Annotated in this window: 14 protein-coding genes; 10 read left to right on the plus strand and 4 right to left on the minus strand. The window is 33.0% G+C overall.

The window, feature by feature from the left end; translation table 11 throughout:
• Window positions 1-59 precede the first annotated feature (59 nt).
• Window positions 60-1,346 (plus strand): glutamate-1-semialdehyde 2,1-aminomutase, encoded by a 1,287-nt coding sequence (gene hemL / locus EDB96_RS05405; RefSeq protein ID WP_134139571.1) that lies wholly within the window; start codon window positions 60-62, stop codon window positions 1,344-1,346.
• Window positions 1,347-1,509: 163 nt separating this feature from the next.
• Window positions 1,510-3,984 (plus strand): zinc-dependent metalloprotease, encoded by a 2,475-nt coding sequence (locus tag EDB96_RS05410; RefSeq protein WP_134139572.1) that lies wholly within the window; start codon window positions 1,510-1,512, stop codon window positions 3,982-3,984.
• Between the two features lie 44 nt (window positions 3,985-4,028).
• Here the strand turns inward: EDB96_RS05410 and EDB96_RS21170 are convergent, their stop codons facing one another.
• Together EDB96_RS21170 and EDB96_RS05420 are read right to left on the minus strand one after the other, a co-directional pair.
• Window positions 4,029-4,766 carry a hypothetical protein gene (locus tag EDB96_RS21170; RefSeq protein WP_243839309.1) on the minus strand — a complete coding sequence of 246 codons (738 nt, stop codon included), beginning with the start codon at window positions 4,764-4,766 and terminating at the stop codon, window positions 4,029-4,031.
• Window positions 4,767-4,926: 160 nt separating this feature from the next.
• Entirely contained in the window at window positions 4,927-5,358 is a 432-nt protein-coding gene (locus EDB96_RS05420) for a hypothetical protein (protein ID WP_134139574.1), read from the minus strand.
• 217 nt (window positions 5,359-5,575) lie between these two features.
• Between EDB96_RS05420 and EDB96_RS05425 the strand changes: the two genes are divergently transcribed.
• The 3 genes from EDB96_RS05425 (at window position 5,576) to EDB96_RS05435 (ending at window position 8,235) form a co-directional block, all read left to right on the plus strand.
• Window positions 5,576-6,499: a DUF4274 domain-containing protein gene (locus EDB96_RS05425; protein WP_134139575.1), complete on the plus strand. Its 924-nt coding sequence runs from the start codon at window positions 5,576-5,578 to the stop codon at window positions 6,497-6,499.
• 72 nt (window positions 6,500-6,571) lie between these two features.
• Window positions 6,572-7,597, plus strand: coding sequence for a 2-hydroxyacid dehydrogenase (locus EDB96_RS05430; protein WP_134139576.1), 1,026 nt, complete (start codon window positions 6,572-6,574; stop codon window positions 7,595-7,597).
• 35 nt (window positions 7,598-7,632) lie between these two features.
• Window positions 7,633-8,235 (plus strand): hypothetical protein, encoded by a 603-nt coding sequence (locus tag EDB96_RS05435; RefSeq protein WP_134139577.1) that lies wholly within the window; start codon window positions 7,633-7,635, stop codon window positions 8,233-8,235.
• A gap of 114 nt (window positions 8,236-8,349) precedes the next feature.
• Here EDB96_RS05435 and lysS read toward each other — a convergent pair whose 3' ends face one another.
• Entirely contained in the window at window positions 8,350-10,053 is a 1,704-nt protein-coding gene (gene lysS / locus EDB96_RS05440; protein ID WP_057117071.1) for a lysine--tRNA ligase, read from the minus strand.
• Between the two features lie 333 nt (window positions 10,054-10,386).
• Between lysS and EDB96_RS05445 the strand changes: the two genes are divergently transcribed.
• From EDB96_RS05445 to EDB96_RS05460, 4 genes are all read left to right on the plus strand, one after another.
• Window positions 10,387-11,139, plus strand: a complete 753-nt coding sequence (locus tag EDB96_RS05445) for a hypothetical protein (protein WP_134139579.1) — start codon at window positions 10,387-10,389, stop codon at window positions 11,137-11,139.
• Between the two features lie 5 nt (window positions 11,140-11,144).
• On the plus strand, window positions 11,145-11,846 hold the full coding sequence (gene lipB / locus EDB96_RS05450) for a lipoyl(octanoyl) transferase LipB (protein ID WP_134139580.1): 702 nt from the start codon (window positions 11,145-11,147) through the stop codon (window positions 11,844-11,846).
• Window positions 11,847-11,864: 18 nt separating this feature from the next.
• A complete protein-coding gene (locus EDB96_RS05455; RefSeq protein ID WP_134139581.1) occupies window positions 11,865-12,683 on the plus strand; it encodes an AraC family transcriptional regulator in 819 nt (272 codons plus the stop codon).
• A gap of 77 nt (window positions 12,684-12,760) precedes the next feature.
• Window positions 12,761-13,351 (plus strand): NAD(P)H-dependent oxidoreductase, encoded by a 591-nt coding sequence (locus tag EDB96_RS05460; protein ID WP_134139582.1) that lies wholly within the window; start codon window positions 12,761-12,763, stop codon window positions 13,349-13,351.
• A gap of 42 nt (window positions 13,352-13,393) precedes the next feature.
• Here the strand turns inward: EDB96_RS05460 and EDB96_RS05465 are convergent, their stop codons facing one another.
• The gene (locus tag EDB96_RS05465) at window positions 13,394-14,059 is read right to left on the minus strand and encodes a ribonuclease HII (RefSeq protein ID WP_134139584.1); all 666 of its coding nucleotides are present in this window, start codon (window positions 14,057-14,059) and stop codon (window positions 13,394-13,396) included.
• 441 nt (window positions 14,060-14,500) lie between these two features.
• Between EDB96_RS05465 and EDB96_RS05470 the strand changes: the two genes are divergently transcribed.
• A complete protein-coding gene (locus EDB96_RS05470) occupies window positions 14,501-17,788 on the plus strand; it encodes a SusC/RagA family TonB-linked outer membrane protein (RefSeq protein ID WP_134139585.1) in 3,288 nt (1,095 codons plus the stop codon).
• The last annotated feature ends 2 nt before the right edge of the window (window positions 17,789-17,790 follow it).

A 17,790-nucleotide genomic window follows, 5' to 3' on the forward strand; every position in this document is an offset into this window, starting at 1 on the left:
AGTTTTTCAGTTTTTAATCTAAAAAATCTAAAATCTGAACTCTAAAATCTAAAATAAGAATGTTATATAAAAGAAGTAGTCAGCTTTTTGCTGAAGCAGAAAAAGTAATTCCAGGAGGAGTAAATTCACCAGTAAGAGCGTTTAAAGCTGTTGGCGGAACTCCAATTTTTGTAAAAAGTGCTAAAGGTGCTTATTTATATGATGAAGACGGAAATAAATTAATTGATTATATTAACTCTTGGGGACCAATGGTTTTGGGTCATGCTTATCAGCCGGTTGTTGATGCCGTGATCGAAAAAGCAAAACTAGGAACTTCATTTGGAATGCCGACAGAATTGGAAACAGAAATCGCAGCATTGGCCGTTTCTATGGTTCCGAATATTGATAAAATTAGATTTGTAAATTCAGGAACAGAAGCGTGTATGAGTGCGATTCGTCTGGCTCGCGGATTTACAAAAAGAGATAAAATAGTAAAATTTGCAGGCTGTTACCATGGACATTCTGATTCATTTTTGATTCAGGCAGGAAGCGGTGCTGTAACTTTTGGATCTCCAAATAGTCCAGGAGTGACAGAAGGAACTGCAAAAGATACTTTGTTAGCAAAATACAATGATTTAGAAAATGTAAAAACTTTAGTTGAAGCTAATAAAGGAGAAATCGCAGCGATTATTATTGAAGCAGTTGCTGGAAATATGGGATGTATTCCGCCAGCAAAAGGATTCTTAGAAGGCTTAAGAGAATTGTGTTCAGCAAACGGAATTCTTTTGATTTTTGATGAGGTTATGACAGGTTTCCGTTTGGCTCGTGGTGGAGTTCAAGAATTGTATGGTGTCGATGCTGATATTGTGACTTTTGGAAAAGTAATAGGAGGAGGACTTCCAGTAGGGGCTTTTGCTGCGCGCGAAGAAATCATGAACCATTTAGCGCCTCTTGGACCAGTTTATCAAGCAGGAACATTATCTGGAAATCCATTAGCAATGGCAGCGGGATTGGCAATGCTAAAAGCATTGGATAATGATAGAGAAATTTTTACTCGTTTAGAAGAAAAAACAGCTTACCTAGAAGCAGGAATTGATAGAGTTTTAAAAGCGAATAATGTCACTTTTACAATTAATAGAGTTGGTTCTATGATTTCTGTTCATTTTGATGCCAATCCAGTTACAGATTTTCAAACGGCTGCAAAAGGTGATAATGAAACCTTTAAGAAATTCTTCCACGGATTATTGCAGGAAGGTGTTTACATTGCGCCATCTGCTTATGAAACTTGGTTTATTACAGATGCGTTAACTTACGAAGATTTAGATTTTACAATTAATGCGATCGACAAAGTTTCGAAGACATTCTAATTTATAGAAAAACAATATTTAAGGCTCGCTTTATTAAAAAGTTGAGCCTTTTTTTATGCAAGAATTTTATTAGTTAATAAAAAGTTAATACGAATGGTATTGGTTGTGTTATTGTAAGTAAAAATTATTTTTGTTTGTCAATTAACCACTAAACTAACATTAAATGAAGAAATTTTTCATTTTATCTTTAATAGCCATTTTTGCGCTATCTCCTTCCAAAACATTTTCACAGAATAAAAAGAAAAAAGATCAAAAAGAAGTTCCGGCACCTCAGCCAGAAAAGAAACCAGAATCTTCGATTAAAGATTACAATAAAGTAATTACCAAAGATGCAGTTTCAGACGAAGGTCTATTTACAGTTCATAAAGTCGATAAAAAATACTACTTCGAAATTCCGAATAAATATTTAAACAAAGACATGCTTTTAGTGAGCAGACTTGCAAAACTGCCTTCTAATTTAGGTGGAGGTTACGTAAACGCAGGTTCTGAAACCAATGAACAGTTAATTGTCTGGCAGCGTTTTCAAGATAAAATCTTAATCAAATCAAAATCTTATAATGCTGTTGCCAATGATACATTACCGATTAGTATTTCGGTAAAATCAAATAATTATGAACCAACTTTATATGCTTTTGATATCGCTGCTTTTAGTAAAGATTCGGCAAATATAGTTATTGATGTTACTAAATTCTACAGCACAGATGTAAAAGCAATCAGCGGAATTTCAGCAGAAATGAGAGAAACCTATAAAGTTAAAGGTTTAGATGATTCGAGAAGTTTCATTAATGCAATGAAAAGTTTTCCGATGAATATCGAAGTAATTCAAGACTTTACATACAACGCTTCGAAACCTTCGATGTTAGAAGAATCAGAATCTATAAGTATTCAAATGAATCAATCTATGATTTTGCTTCCAGAAGTTCCAATGAAACCAAGATTGGCAGATCCGCGTGTGGGCTGGTTTACTGTAAGTCAATACGATTATGGCAGTAACGAATTAAAATCGGATTTGAAAACCTATATCAGACGTTGGAGATTAGAGCCAAAAGACCCAGAAGCCTACAACAGAGGAGAATTGGTTGAGCCAATAAAGCCAATTGTATATTATCTCGATCCTGCAACGCCTGAAAAATTAAAAAAATACATTAAACAAGGAATCGAAGAATGGCAGAAACCGTTTGAATCCGCTGGATTTAAAAATGCCATTATTGCCAAAGATGCCCCAACTAAAGAAGAAGATCCAGATTTTAGCCCAGAAGATGTTCGTTACTCTGTGATTCGATATGTCGCCAGTACAACACGAAATGCAGTTGGACCAAGTGTTTCAGATCCGAGAACGGGAGAAATTATAGAGAGTGATGTAATTTGGTATCACAATCATTTGCGTTCTTATAGAAATAGATATTTATTAGAAACTGGAGCAGCAAATCCGTCAGCGAGAACTTTACAGACGAGCGACGAAGAAATGGGAGAAATGATGCGAATGGTTATTGCACACGAGGTTGGGCATGCATTAGGTTTTCCTCATAATATGGGCGCAAGTTGTGCTTATGATGTGGAGAGTTATAGAAATGGGGATTTTACACAGCAAAACGGAATCTCAGCCAGTATAATGGATTATGCCCGTTTTAATTACATCGCACAGCCTGGAGATAAAAATATACGTTTTGTTCGTAAAATGGGTGCCTACGATCAATATGCTGTAAATTGGGGATACAGAGTGATCCCGAATGTGAAATCTCCACAAGAAGAAGTACCAACTTTAGACAAATGGATCTTGGATAAAGCAGGAAATCCGATTTATAAATTCGGAAAACAAAGTAGTGCTTTTGATCCTTCTTCTCAAACAGAAGACATTGGAAATAATTCGATGAAAGCAAGTTCTTACGGACTTAAAAATTTAGAATATGTAGCGAGTCATTTAAACGAATGGACCAGTAATGTTACTAATAATTACGAAGATTTAGACGAATTATACAAAGAGTTATTAGATTGCTGGAGTCGTTATGTTGGTCATGTTGTAACCAATGTTGGAGGAATTTATGAAAATACTAAAAAGCCAAATCAAGCAGGAAGTGTTTATGAAGTAGTGCCAAAAGCAAAACAAATTGAAGCGATGAATTGGCTTCAAAAAAATGCTTTTGAATCGCCAACCTGGATTGTAAATGTAAAAACGCTCCAAAATACAGAGTTTGCGGGTTACACAGAAAAGTTTAGAAGTCTGCAAGTAAGACAGCTTAATAATTTAATGACTTTAGGAAGAGTTGGAAGACTAATGGACAACGAAATTTTGAGCGGTGATAATTACAAAGCTTTAGATTTCTTCAAAGACATCCGAAGAGGAATTTGGAAAGAAGCTGCGGCGGCTTCAAATGTAACTGTTTATCGCAGGAACTTACAGCGTGCATATATTGACAGAATGGGATATTTAATGACTGAGGAAATTAAACCAACAGATAGATCTACTATTTATTATAACGTAACTCAATCTGATTTAAGAGCGTTAGTAAGAGGAGAATTAAGTGCACTACGAAAATCACTCGTTGCAGCAAAAGCAGGAGCAGTTAATACCGAAACCAAATATCATTATGAAGATTGTATCAAAAGAATTGATTTGATATTAAATCCGATAAAATAATACAAACAAAAAGAGGCTTTAACAGCCTCTTTTTTTGATCTCAATTACATTTTATCTTTTCGGTGATCTTTCATTTTATCTTTGTGTTCTTTTTGAATCGTTGTCCATTTTTTATATTGATCTGCATTCAAAATAGATTTCATTTTTGCATCAAAAGCTTTGTGATCCTCTTCCATTTGTTTTTTCATGGCTTTTCTTTCAGCGTCAGTTGGTTTTGCGTCACCTCGGCTTTTTTTCAGCGTTTCCATTTTTGTACTTCTGTCAGATAAAAGCTGGCTGACTTGTTTTTGCTGGTCAGCATTTAAGCTTAGATCAGTAGTTAATTTTTGCAAATGTGCTTGATCGCGTTCTTGCGGCGTTTTGTGATCTCCTTTATGATCTCCTCTTCCTTTATGATCTTTGTGATCTTTTTTAAGAGCCGTCCATTTTGTGTATTGATCAGCGTTTAGAATTGCTTTCATTTTAGCATCTGTAGCTTCTTTTTCAGCTGTTATTTGTTTTTTTAAAGCTTCTCTTTCGGTATCAGTAGGTTTTGTTTTGCTGTCTTTTCTAGACTCCTTAAATTTTTCTGCTTTGGCACTCTTTTCAGCTATAAGCTGTTTTACTTGTTCTTGTTGTTTCTTATCTAAATTCAATTCAGAAGTCAGTTTTTGTAAATGTTTTTCGTTACGCTGTTCCGGAGTTAATTTTTCTTTTTGATCACGTGCCGGTTTCTGATTGATGTCTTGTGCAAAACTTACTACTCCAACGAATAATAAAGCTGCGATAAATAATTTTTTCATAATTCGTTTTTTTAAGATTATAGCAATTAGACTGCCACGATTTTATTAAGTTTAATCCAAATATTAAGTTTGTCTTTTATTTAACAGAAAGTATTAATGAAAGCATAAATAATAATGGAAATAAAAAAGAGGCCATTTAGACCTCTTTTATAAACTACTTTTAGTTGTTTTCTTTTTTATACTCTTTTACCTTTTCTCTCATTTTATCTTTTTTCTCTTCTTGCAAAGATTTCCATTTTGTGTATTGGTCAGCTTTTAAGATCGATTTCATTTTAGCATCGTTTGCTGCAACTTCATCTTCCATTTGTTTTTTGAAAGCAGCTTTTTCTTCAGCAGTAGGTTTTGTAGTATTGTCTTTTCTTGCTTCTCTAAATTTTTCAGCTTTAGCACTTCTGTCAGCCAAAAGTTGTTTAACCTGTGCTTGCTGACTAGCGTCAAGACTTAATTCTGTTGTTAATTTTTGTAATTGTTTCTCATTACGCTGTTCTGGAGTCATTCTTTCTCTTTGCTCGCGTTGAGGTTTTTGATCTGTGTCTTGTGCAAAACTTGCTATTCCAACAAATAACATAGCTGCGATTAATAATTTTTTCATTTTTTAAGTTTTTTTAATTGTTATACTCGTTAGACTTTAATCGATGTAATAGGTTTAAAGTAATCTTTTGGTTTATCTTTTTTTTAACATAAAATAATAATCAAAAAATAAATACTAATAAATTAATGAAGCCAATTATTTTAGTTCTCCTTTTATAAACTATTAAATTTGTTTAATTATTGCATGTTTTTCAAAAATTGACACTATCAAAACTAAAATGAAACTATTTACTAAAAATAACAAGAATAGAGTCCTTAAAGCATTAGAAGGAGAGCTGTCTTATCAAAAACTAACTGCTCCAGAGCTTCATCAATTTGTTCAACATTGGAATTATGATGATGGTATTGAACCTTTTAAATGGATTATAAAACAAAAATACCTTGATAAGGGAACGGCTCTCTGTTTGTATTGGATGCTTCAGCCAGATTATTTTTGTAACTTTAAGAATGAAGATGAAATAAAGGAAGATTTAAATTATCATAATTATCAGCTGATAAAAGAAATTGAGGAGAAATATGTCTCAGGTTTTTATACTGCTGCTAACTTTTCTTTTGATCCAAATGAAGAGTTTTTGGACCTAAATGCTAATGTAAAATGTATTCCTTATGTAATGCTTGTAAAATCAGCAGGAGACGTTTTTGAAAAACAAGATATTGATTTTGCCTTTTTAAGAAAACCAACTGAAAAAGAATTAAAATCAATCAATACAAAAATAAATAATGCTCTAAAGATTATTCAGATCTCTAATCCTGATTTTATATACGATCAAACAGATGAAGCTGTAGAAGCAATAATAGAAAGTGTGGAATATTGGAAAGAAAAAGATTTTAATCAACTAAAAATCACGAATCTTTCTTATTTATGGCTTGATTGTGTGAGACGCAAACACAATTGGGATTGGATTATTTGGGATTGGGAAACGGGAAATAACATTGGTGTTACAAATGCTTCAAAAGAATTAACCTGTCTTGCTGATACAATTATAAATCATACAATTGATGGATTTCAAAATTCTTCTATAATTGCTGATTTATATAAAGATCTGTCGGGAGTAAATAGTTTTTTCGATTTAAAAAAAGATCCTTACAGTGGAATTGGTTTGCTTTTTAGTACAGATCATTTAAAATTCAGAGAACAGTAATTTATATGCTTTCGTCAGAATTAATTGCTTAATTTAGTAAAACTAGAAATTAAGAACCAAAAACGATGTATTATGAGTTTAGAAAATAATGTAAAGAACAACAAAATTGCTTTTTTCTCAACACAGCCTTACGATAAAGCATTCTTTAATAAATATAATACTGATTTTGGTTTTGAACTGGATTTCTTTGAAACGCAGTTAAATCCGCAAACCGTAATTTTAATCGAAAACGCTTCGATTGTCTGCGTTTTTGTAAATGATATTGTGAACGAAGCCGTTATTAAACAATTAGCAGAAAAGAATGTAAAAATTATAGCCTTACGATGCGCCGGATTTAATAATGTTGATTTAGAAGCTGCTAAAAAATACAATATAAAAGTCTGCCGTGTTCCAGCTTATTCTCCGCAGGCAGTTGCAGAACATGCAATGGCAATGATTTTAACCTTAAACCGAAAAACACACAAAGCTTACAACAGAGTTCGCGAACAGAATTTTTCCTTAAATGGATTATTAGGTTTTGATTTATTTGGCAAAACAATTGGAATTATCGGAACAGGAAATATCGGTAAAGCTTTCGCGAAAATTGCTCTAGGTTTTGGCTGTAAAGTCTTGGCGTATGATATTGTTACCAATGAAGAAATGATAAAAGACGGCGTTTCTTTTGTTAGTTTAGAAGAGATTTTTAAATCGAGTGATATCATTTCGCTTCATTGTCCGCTAAACGATCAAACGAAGCATGTCATTAATAAAGACTCAATTGCTTTGATGAAAGACAGCGTTATGATTATCAATACAAGCCGTGGTGGATTAATAGAAACGGCCTGCGTTATTGAAGGTTTAAAAGAAGGTAAAATAGGTTATTTAGGAATTGATGTTTACGAACAGGAAGAAAAACTGTTCTTTAGAGATCTTTCAGCAGATATTATTCAAGATGATGCAATTCAGCGTTTAATGAGTTTTCCGAATGTTTTGGTAACAGCGCATCAAGCATTTTTTACCAATGAAGCTTTAACGCAGATTGCTTTGGTAACGTTCAATAATATAAAATCACTGGTAAGTCAAAATGATATTGAAAACAAAGCAGCTTTATTGGTTTAACAAACGTAATGTTGAGAATTTAAAATAAAGAAATTATGAGAAATACAATTTTAGCGGCAGTTATGATTCTGGGAATGATTTCATGTCAAAATAAAGATAAAACCGACGACAAAAGTATAATCAAAACAATTGCTGAAGACACTTTGTCAAAAACTGCTGCGGGAACTGCCGACGTAAGTGACGCTCCAGCAAAAGAAGATAAAACAGTTGACTTGATTCGAAAACAATTGAATGTGTTGTTAAAAGCAGATCTTCCTGCAATGACAAAAGATGACCGTTACTTTTATTATGAAGCTTTTGATTTGAATAACGATCAAAAAAATGAATATTTTGTTGGTTTCTCCAATTCATATTTCTGCGGAAGCGGAGGATGTTCGGGGTATATTTTAAATAATGACGGAAGCGTAATTAATCGTTTCACAGTGACCGATTTTCCAATTTATGTAGCGACTTCCTCAACCGATAAATTTTATGATCTGATCGTGAAAAGCGGCGGAATTTCTCATCTTGTAAAAATGAAAAACGGAAAATATCCGTCAAATCCTTCTGTTCAAGAAAAGCTAAAAGGGGATATTCCAAAAGAAAGTACAACAGTTTTAGATATTCAAGGAAAGAATTTAGAGAAGTATTCGTTTTAGGTTTGAATCTATTAAAAATTAACAAACCCGACAGGTTTTTAAAACCTATCGGGTTTGAATATTATAATTCCAAATTGGAATTTGAAATTTTCTAAAATTGGAATTTTAAAAAATTTATCCCACCAATTCCACCGTTTTAAACTCGCCGTCAACCACAACTTTAGTCAAACCATGTTTAGATAAATTTTTCATAGACGCATCCCATTTTTTACCACTTAAATTGGCAGTAATTTTTAATTGCTGAAGATCCATTTTACTTTCGTTTCCTTTCAATAAATCTACGATAAATTTTTCTTCATCCGATAATTCAACTTGAGCTTGTTTTTTCTCCGGACGCATTTGTGGGAACAATAAAACCTCTTGAATCGAAGCATTATTTGTCAAATACATAATCAAACGATCCATTCCAATTCCCATTCCAGAAGTTGGTGGCATACCGTATTCAAGCGCTCTTAAGAAATCCTCGTCGATAATTCCGTTAGCTTCATCATCACCTTTTGCAGCCAAACGCATTTGATCTTCAAAACGCTCACGCTGGTCAATTGGGTCATTTAATTCAGAATATGCATTTGCGATTTCTTTACCACAAACCATTAATTCAAAACGCTCTGTAAGATCTGGATTATCTCTATGCTCTTTACAAAGCGGAGACATTTCTTTTGGATAATCTGTAATGAAAGTTGGCTGAATATAATTTCCTTCACATTTCGCTCCAAAAATTTCATCAATTAATTTTCCTTTACCCATTGTTTCGTCAACCTCGATTCCCATTCCTCTTGCAGCTTCAAACAATTCTTGCTCTGTTTTTCCAGAGATATCAAAACCAGTAAAATGTTTGATAGAATCTGTCATTGTAACACGTGCATAAGGAGCTTTAAAGTTGATTGTATGTTCACCAAAAGTCACTTCGCTTGTACCATTTACAGCAATTGCGCAATGTTCCAATAAACCTTCAGCAAATTCCATCATCCAGTTGTAGTCTTTGTAGGCTACATATATTTCCATTGCAGTAAATTCAGGATTATGTGTTCTGTCCATTCCTTCATTACGAAAGTTTCTTGAGAACTCATAAACACCTTCAAATCCACCAACAATTAATCTTTTTAAATACAATTCGTTTGCGATACGCATATAAAGCGGAATATCAAGCGAATTATGGTGTGTAATAAATGGTCTTGCCGCAGCACCACCAGGAATTGACTGCAAAACCGGAGTATCAACCTCAAGATATCCAGCATCGTTAAAATAACCACGCATTGCGCTGAATAACTTTGTACGTTTGATGAAAGTTTCTTTAACATGCGGATTTACAGTTAAATCTACATAACGCATTCTGTAACGCAATTCAGCATCATTAAATGCATCGTGAACGTTTCCTTCTTCATCAACTTTTGGTAAAGGAAGCGGACGTAACGTTTTGCTCAAGAAAGTAAAACCGTCAACGCGAACGCATTGTGCACCCACTTTTGTAGTGAACAATTCACCCTCAATACCAATAAAGTCACCTAAATCGGTTAATTTTTTAAATACTTGGTTATATAAAGTTTTATCGTCACCTTCACACAAAACATCGCGATTCACGTACAATTGAATACGTCCTTCGCTATCCTGCAATTCAGCAAAACAAGCTTTTCCTTGATCTCTCACGCTCATCAAACGACCCGCAACAATAACCTTCTTACCTTCTTCAAAAGACTCCTTAATTTGCTTAGAAGTATGATTTACAGGAAAAAGATTAGCTGGATAAGGATTGATTCCCAGACTGCGTAAGTTTTGAAGTTTTTCTCTTCTGATGATTTCTTGTTCTGATAATGCCATTTTGTGCTCTTTTTTTAAGTGTGCAAAGATAAAGAAAAGAATGTAGATTTTAGAATGCAGATTTTAGATTTTTTGCAGCAGCAATTTATTGGGTTTCAATCACCTTTTGTCTTGCTTCCGAAGCTTGGGGGCAATTGTATCTTTTTTGCAGAAAAAGCAGAAAACGATACCGCTTCTATCGGAAATATGTTAGATATTTTTATTTTCAAAATATGCTTTGAGAAGTATTTTACTGAATTTAAAAGCTATTATCTTGGTACCTTAATATCTGAATATCTCAGAATCTTAAAAAATAAAATAGTCTTCGTATATTTGATAAAAAATTGCACTACGATGAAATTATACAAACTACTTAGTTTTTCTTTTTTAATAGCAACATTAACAAGCTGTACTTTTACTGAAAATATTTACATCAATGATAACGGAACTGGAAAATTTGCTGTTGACATGGATGGTTCTGCTTTGATGGAAATGGCGGGAGATCAATTAGCAGGTCAAATGGGCAGCGATGCTAAAAAAGATATTGACTCCACTTTTACCTTCAAACAATTATTCGAAGAGAAAAAAGACAGTATTGCTAAGTTGTCTCCAGAAACTCAAAAAGAACTCAAAAAACTCGAAAACTTTGTAGTTACCACAAAAATGAGCTCGGAGAAAAAACAATTTCTAATGACAATGGCTACTGACTTTAAAAATGTAAACGAGCTGCAAGACATTTTGCAAACACTAAGCACATTTCAAAAGTTGGAAGGAGGAGCAAATGCAAATCCGCTTGGAAATGGTTTTGGAGATAATAATAGTAAATTAAGCTATACATACGACGGAAAGAAATTTACAAGAAAAGCAGTAATAGACCAGCAAAAACTGGCAGCAAAAGCGAAGGACTCTGCTCCAGATATGTCTAAAATGATGTTTGCATCTTCTAACTATATTGTAAAATATCACTTTCCAGAAAAGATTAAGAAAGTCTCTAATCCGAATGCATTATTTAGCGACGATCGAAAATCAATTACAATTCAATACTCTTTCACGGATTATATGGAGAATCCAGACAAACTTAACTTTGATGTTGAGTTTGAAAAATAATTAAAATGAATAAAAAAATCCAACTTCAGGATCTGGGAAACAAAGATTATAAATCGACTTGGGAATATCAAGAAGAAATTTTTAAAGATATAGTCGATTTAAAGATCAAAAACAGAAGAGAAGAACTTGATCTGCCAACACCAAATTATTTATTGTTTGTAGAGCATCCGCATGTTTATACTTTAGGAAAAAGCGGTGATTTAGAAAACTTATTATTAAACGAAAAACAGCTCGAAGCAAAAGGAGCAACTTTTTATAAAATTAACCGTGGCGGCGACATTACGTATCATGGACCTGGACAAATTGTGGGTTATCCGATTCTGGATTTAGAAAATTTCTTTACAGATATTCATAAATATTTACGTTTACTCGAAGAATCAATTATTTTGACTTTAGCAGAATATGGCTTAGAATCGGGTAGAAGCGAAGGAGAAACTGGTGTCTGGCTTGGAGCTGGAACCCCGTTTGCCCGCAAAATATGCGCAATGGGCGTAAGAGCTTCACGGTGGGTAACCATGCACGGATTTGCATTAAACGTCAATGTAGATTTGGGTTATTTTGATAATATTATTCCATGTGGAATTCGCGGAAAAGGCGTTACTTCTTTACAAGTTGAACTTGGTGTGGAAAGAGTAGATGAAGAAGAAGTAAAATCGAGAATTATTAAGCATTTAGCTCATTTGTTTGAGGCTGAATTTGTTGAATAAATTTCTAATAATTATAGTATGAAAAATGCTGAAGAAAATAACAATTATAGAATTGCAGTTCCTTCAGCATTTGAAACTGTTTTCTCTCATTTTTATTTTGCCGAAAACAAAACGACATTTCCTATTACAAAAACTTTATTGCCTAGTTTTCAGACTATTTTAGTTTTTAACTTCGGCACAAAATCATACTTGAAATCTCAGCAGAATCATTTTTTGGAAGTTGAAAAATGTGTTCTTCTTGGTCCGATAAAACAAGCTTTTGATTATACTTTAGAACCTAATTCAGAGATTCTAGTTGCCAATTTTAAAGAAGATGCTTTTTATCGGTTCTTTGGAAATGCTCTTTTTGATTCTCTGCCCATTCATCCAGATGATTTAATTAATGAAAATTGTTTTACACTTTTATGGGATGAGCTCATTAAACTTCCAGATACAAAAGATCGTGTTGATTATATTTTAGATTTCTGCAAGCCATATTTAAGAGAGCAAACAGCAATCACAACACTTTTAAACGATTTTCAAAACGAGAATATAAATCCTATAAAGGCAATAGCTTCGCAGATCAACCAAACAGAAAGAAATATTCAACTTAACCAAAAGAAAATTTTTGGTTACACAATTAAAGAAGCAAATCGTTACGAAAGGTTTTTAAAAGCTGTTAATCAAATAGAGAAAGATATACTAGAAGAATGCAAAACAGATTGGTTAACTATTGTAGATAAATGTGGATATTACGATCAAAGCCAGCTTATTCATGATTTTAAATACTACATGAATATTTCGCCTACCAAATATTTGAAATTTCAATCAGACATTTGCAGTTCAAAAATGGATTAAAGCTAATTTCGTTTTCTTACAATTGTCACCCAAATGTGCGTTTTACATTTGTCATGTTAATCTTTAAAAATAGAAACATGAAAAATTTAATTATTTATGCACATCCAAATTCAGGAAGTTTAAACCATTTTTTCAAAAATACCATTATAGAATCTTTAGAAAAATCTGGACAACAAATAGTTGTTCGTGATTTAAATGAAATCAATTTCAATCCAGTTCTTTCTTTGCAAGATATGCAGGGACAAAGGATTGGACAGGTTGCTGATGATGTTAAAATAGAACAAGATTTTATTTCGTGGGCAGATCAGATTATTTTTATTTATCCAATTTGGTGGACTGGAATGCCAGCTATTATGAAAGGATATATTGACAGAGTTTTTAGTTATGGATTTGCATATCGATATGATCAAGGAATTCAAAAAGGACTATTGACCGGAAAACAAACCATTATTATTAACTCTCATGGAAAATCGAATGCTGAATATAAAACAATGGGAATGGATAAAGCCTTGACATTAACTTCAGACACTGGGATTTTTAATTATAGTGGTTTAGAAATTAAACACCATTTTTATTTTGATAAAGCAGATAGACCTTCTGTTGAAAATGTATTAGAGTGGGAGAATCAGCTCAAAATGTTATTTTTAGAAAAGACATTGTCTAATTAATTTTAGTGCAATAAAAAAAGACTTATCCAATTAAGTCTTTTTTTATTCTAAAAAATTCAATTCTAATTGTTCAGGAAGAAGTCTAAAACTCATTCGGTGGTATTTTGTTGTTCCAAATTCTTTAATGGCTTCGCGATGCTCTTTTGTTGGATATCCTTTATTTTGTTTCCAGTTGTACATGGGGAATTCTTCGTGAATCTTATCCATAAATTCGTCACGATAGGTTTTAGCTAAAACTGAAGCAGCGGCAATGCTTAAATATTTCGCATCTCCTTTTATAATACTTTGATTTGGGATCGATTTTAAAAGTGTTATTTCATCTTCAGAAAACTGTCTTCCAAAAGCATTTTTAAGTCCAAGTTTGGCATTTAAAGATCGGTTTCCATCAACAATAATAAATTCAGGAACATGTTTCAATTTCAAGATGCATTCCTGCATTCCTTTCATCGAAGCGTTTAAGATGTTGATTTCATCTATTTCATCCGCATGTAAATGTGTTACTGAAAAGCAAACAGCCTGATCCTCAATTATAGGTTTTAGTTCTTTTCTAATTTTTTCAGACAATTGCTTACTGTCATTCAAAAACTCATTGTTAAAATCATGAGGTAAAATTACTGCAGCCGCTGTCACAGGACCGGCTAAACATCCGCGGCCAGCTTCATCAGTGCCAGTTTCTAAAATAAATCCTGAATAATTTAATTGAAGCATTTAATTTTTTTTGAATCACAAAGATTGTATTTTTTTCTTCTGATTTGCAAATGTTTGAGTAAATAAGAAATCATTAACAAAATGTTAAATAAGTTCTTAATAATGGATGTAATTAACATTTTTTAACAAATAGAGTTTAAAATACATTAAAAAAAAATGAAATTTTGTCAGTTTATACATCTGATATATGGATTTATGAGTTAAATAAAAAATTAAATTTGCTAAAATAATGTTAAATTATTGTTAAAAATAAATTAAATAGAACCATTCTAATTTTACGTATATGTCTGATAATCTTGAGGTTTGTTTATAAAAAAGTAAGTTTTTGACAATTGTTTTGAAGTAAGTTTAAAACGAAAACGATATAGTGTTATTTTGTCTTGTTGTTATTTTAAGAAAATATTAAGATGTTTGCCAGATACTAATTCAAAATTTTTAAAAATGAAACTAAAGTTAAATGGATTCTTAGTGCTCTTGGTGGCGCTGATTACGCAACTAACCTTTGCGCAAGAAAGAACTGTTTCGGGTGTGGTTTCCGATAATGCAGGATTGCCTCTACCAGGTGTGAGTGTATTAGTTAAAGGAACTAAAACTGGAACACAAACAGATTTTGATGGAAAATTCTCTATCAAAGCTACGTCAAGCGAAGTCTTGACTTTTACTTACATTGGAATGAAAACGCAAGAAGTTGCAGCTAGTTCTACAACATTAAATGTAAAATTAGCTAGCAATACTACTGAGTTAGAAGGTGTTGTTGTTACGGCCTTAGGTATTAAAAGAGAGAAAAAAGCTCTTGGATATACTACTCAGGAAATAAAAGGACAAGATTTAGTGGGTGGAACAACAGGTGCAAACTTCCTTAATGATCTTTCTGGTAAATCTGCTGGGGTACAAATTAGAAAGAACACAAACTTTGGAGGATCTACAAACGTAGTTTCGAGAGGTGTTAAAAACCTTACTGGAAATAACCAAATGCTTATTGTTATTGATGGTATGCCTATTAACAATTCCAATGTGAATTCTAGTAATGGAGCACAAACTGCTGGAGCACGTAATACTTATGATTACGGTAATGCTGGTATGGATATTAATCCTGATGATATCGAATCATTAAACATACTGAAAGGTGCTGCCGCATCTGCTTTATATGGGTTTCAAGCTGGAAATGGTGTAATTATGATTACTACAAAAAAAGGAAAAGCTCAAAAAGGTATGGGAGTGACTGTATCTAGTGAGTTTGGAGTAGGCTCAGTTGATAAAAAGACTTTCCCTGTTTACCAAAATAAATACGGACAAGGTTATGGACCTACTTATGATGCAGCTGGAAATCCAAAAGGTACTCCAGTTGGGCCAACAGGTGCTTTTTTTGTTATCGATAAAAATGGTAACCAAGTGGTAAGTACTACAGATGATGCTTCTTACGGTGTTGCGTTTGATCCAAATCTTTCTGTTTATACTTGGGAATCATATTCTCCATATTCTTCAAAATTTGGACAAAAATCTCCATGGGTAGCTGCTAAAAATGGTCCAATTACATTTTTTCAAACTGCTCAAACATTCAATAACTCAATCTCTTTTGAAGGTGGTTCAGATAAAAGCAACTTTGTTATCAATTACAACAACTATAAAGAGACTGGTATTTTACCAAATAGTGAATTGAAGAAAAATAATGCAAGTATTAAATTCAACCACAAATTAACGGATAAATTATCTGCAAGTGTTTTCGCAAATTATTTAGCACAGACTACAATGGGTAGAAATACTACTGGTTACGGTGGAGACAACGTTGCAGGTTTATTTCGTCAATGGTGGGGAACTAACGTAGATATTCAATCTCAGAAAGAAGCTTTCCAAAATTCAGGCGGACAAAATATTTCATGGAACATGGCAGATCCTGCTAATGGAAATACAAATCCTAAGTATTGGGATAACCCATATTTTACAAGATATAGAAATTACCAAACAGACGAAAGAAATCGTTTCATCGGTTATGGTCAGTTAGATTATAAATTTACAGATTGGTTAAACGCTACAGGAAAAATAAGTACAGATTCTTATTCAGAATTACGTGAAGAGAGAAAAGCAGTAGGATCTTTGGCAGGAACATTTGGTATTAACCGTTTAGCTGTTGGTTCAGGATACCAAAAATATACGGGTATGTTTTCTGAGCAAAACTATCAGGTTACCTTAAACTTCAATAAAAAAATTACTGAGGATTTCTCACTAACAGGTTTGATTGGATATAATGCTTTAAGAACCAGACGTACATCTACCTTAGCTTCTACAGATGGAGGACTTATTATTCCGGAAATCTATGCATTATCAAATTCAGTAAATGCTTCTCCATTTCCAGTTGAGGTTGAAGATAATTCAGCGGTAAACAGTGTTTATGCATCTGCTTCAGTAGGATTCAGAGATTTCTTTTTTGTAGAAGGAACAGTGCGTAATGATGCATTCTCTATGTTGCCACAAGATGATAACGATGTTAATACATACTCAGTATCTGGAAGTTATGTTTTTACAAACCACATTAATAGACCATGGTTAACTTTCGGTAAATTAAGAGCAAGTTATGCTGAGAATCCACAAGGAAGTATTGATCTTTATGCATTACAAGATGTATATACCAAATTTAATCCATTTGGTTCAAACCAACTTTATTCAAGACCAAACACTGCTAATAACCCAGATTTGCACCCTGTAAAAACTACATCGCAAGAACTTGGTTTAGAGATGCAATTCCTTGACAGAAGAGTAGGTTTTGATGTAAGTGTTTACAAAAGTTTAAGTGAAGATCAAATTTTCCCAGTAGATTATTCTACTGCAACTGGTAACTCTTCTAGATATGTAAACGCGGGATCTGTAGAAAATAAAGGTGTTGAGGTAATATTCAATCTAACCCCTTTAAAAACAAATAATTTTCAGTGGGATATTAACCTAAACTGGTCTAAAAATGAAAATACAGTTGTAGCTTTAACACCAGGTGTTGATGTTTTAACAATTGGTACATTCCAAGGTGGTGTTAGTATCGTTGGTACAAAAGGACATCCTTATGGAGATATCCTTGGTAAAGATTATATCTACAATGCTGACGGACAAAAAGTAACTAAAAATGGAGTGTATTTACAAACTGCAACTACTAATAATGTAATTGGTAATGTTACACCAGATTGGATTGGTGGTATCCGTAACAAATTTACTTACAAACAAGTTTCTTTAGGTTTCTTAATTGATGTTCAAAAAGGAGGAGATATCTTCTCTCTTGATCAATATTACGGTCAAAGTTCTGGTTTATATACTTCTACAGCAGGAAACAATGAGCTTGGAAATCCTGTAAGAAATACACTTGCTAATGGTGGTGGTGTTATTTTACCTGGAGTAAATGAAGATGGAACTCCTAATACTACAAGAACACCAAGTCCTGAAGTTGCTGGAAGTATCTATGGGTACAATAATAATCCACAAAAAGCATTTGTTTACGATGCAAGTTATGTAAAATTAAGAGAGGTAAGTATTACTTATAGTTTTCCTAAACAATTTATAACTAAAGCAGGTTTGAATGATTTACGTCTTTCTTTAGTAGGTTCTAACTTATGGATCATCAGCAAAAATCTTCCAGATGCAGATCCAGAAAGTGGTCTAAGTTCAGGTAACTTATCATCAGGTTATTCAGGAGGTTCACTTCCTACAACAAGAAATATCGGTTGTAACCTAACATTAAAATTTTAAAT

Origin of the sequence: Flavobacterium sp. S87F.05.LMB.W.Kidney.N, from assembly GCF_004366435.1 — a bacterium.
Lineage (GTDB): Bacteria > Bacteroidota > Bacteroidia > Flavobacteriales > Flavobacteriaceae > Flavobacterium.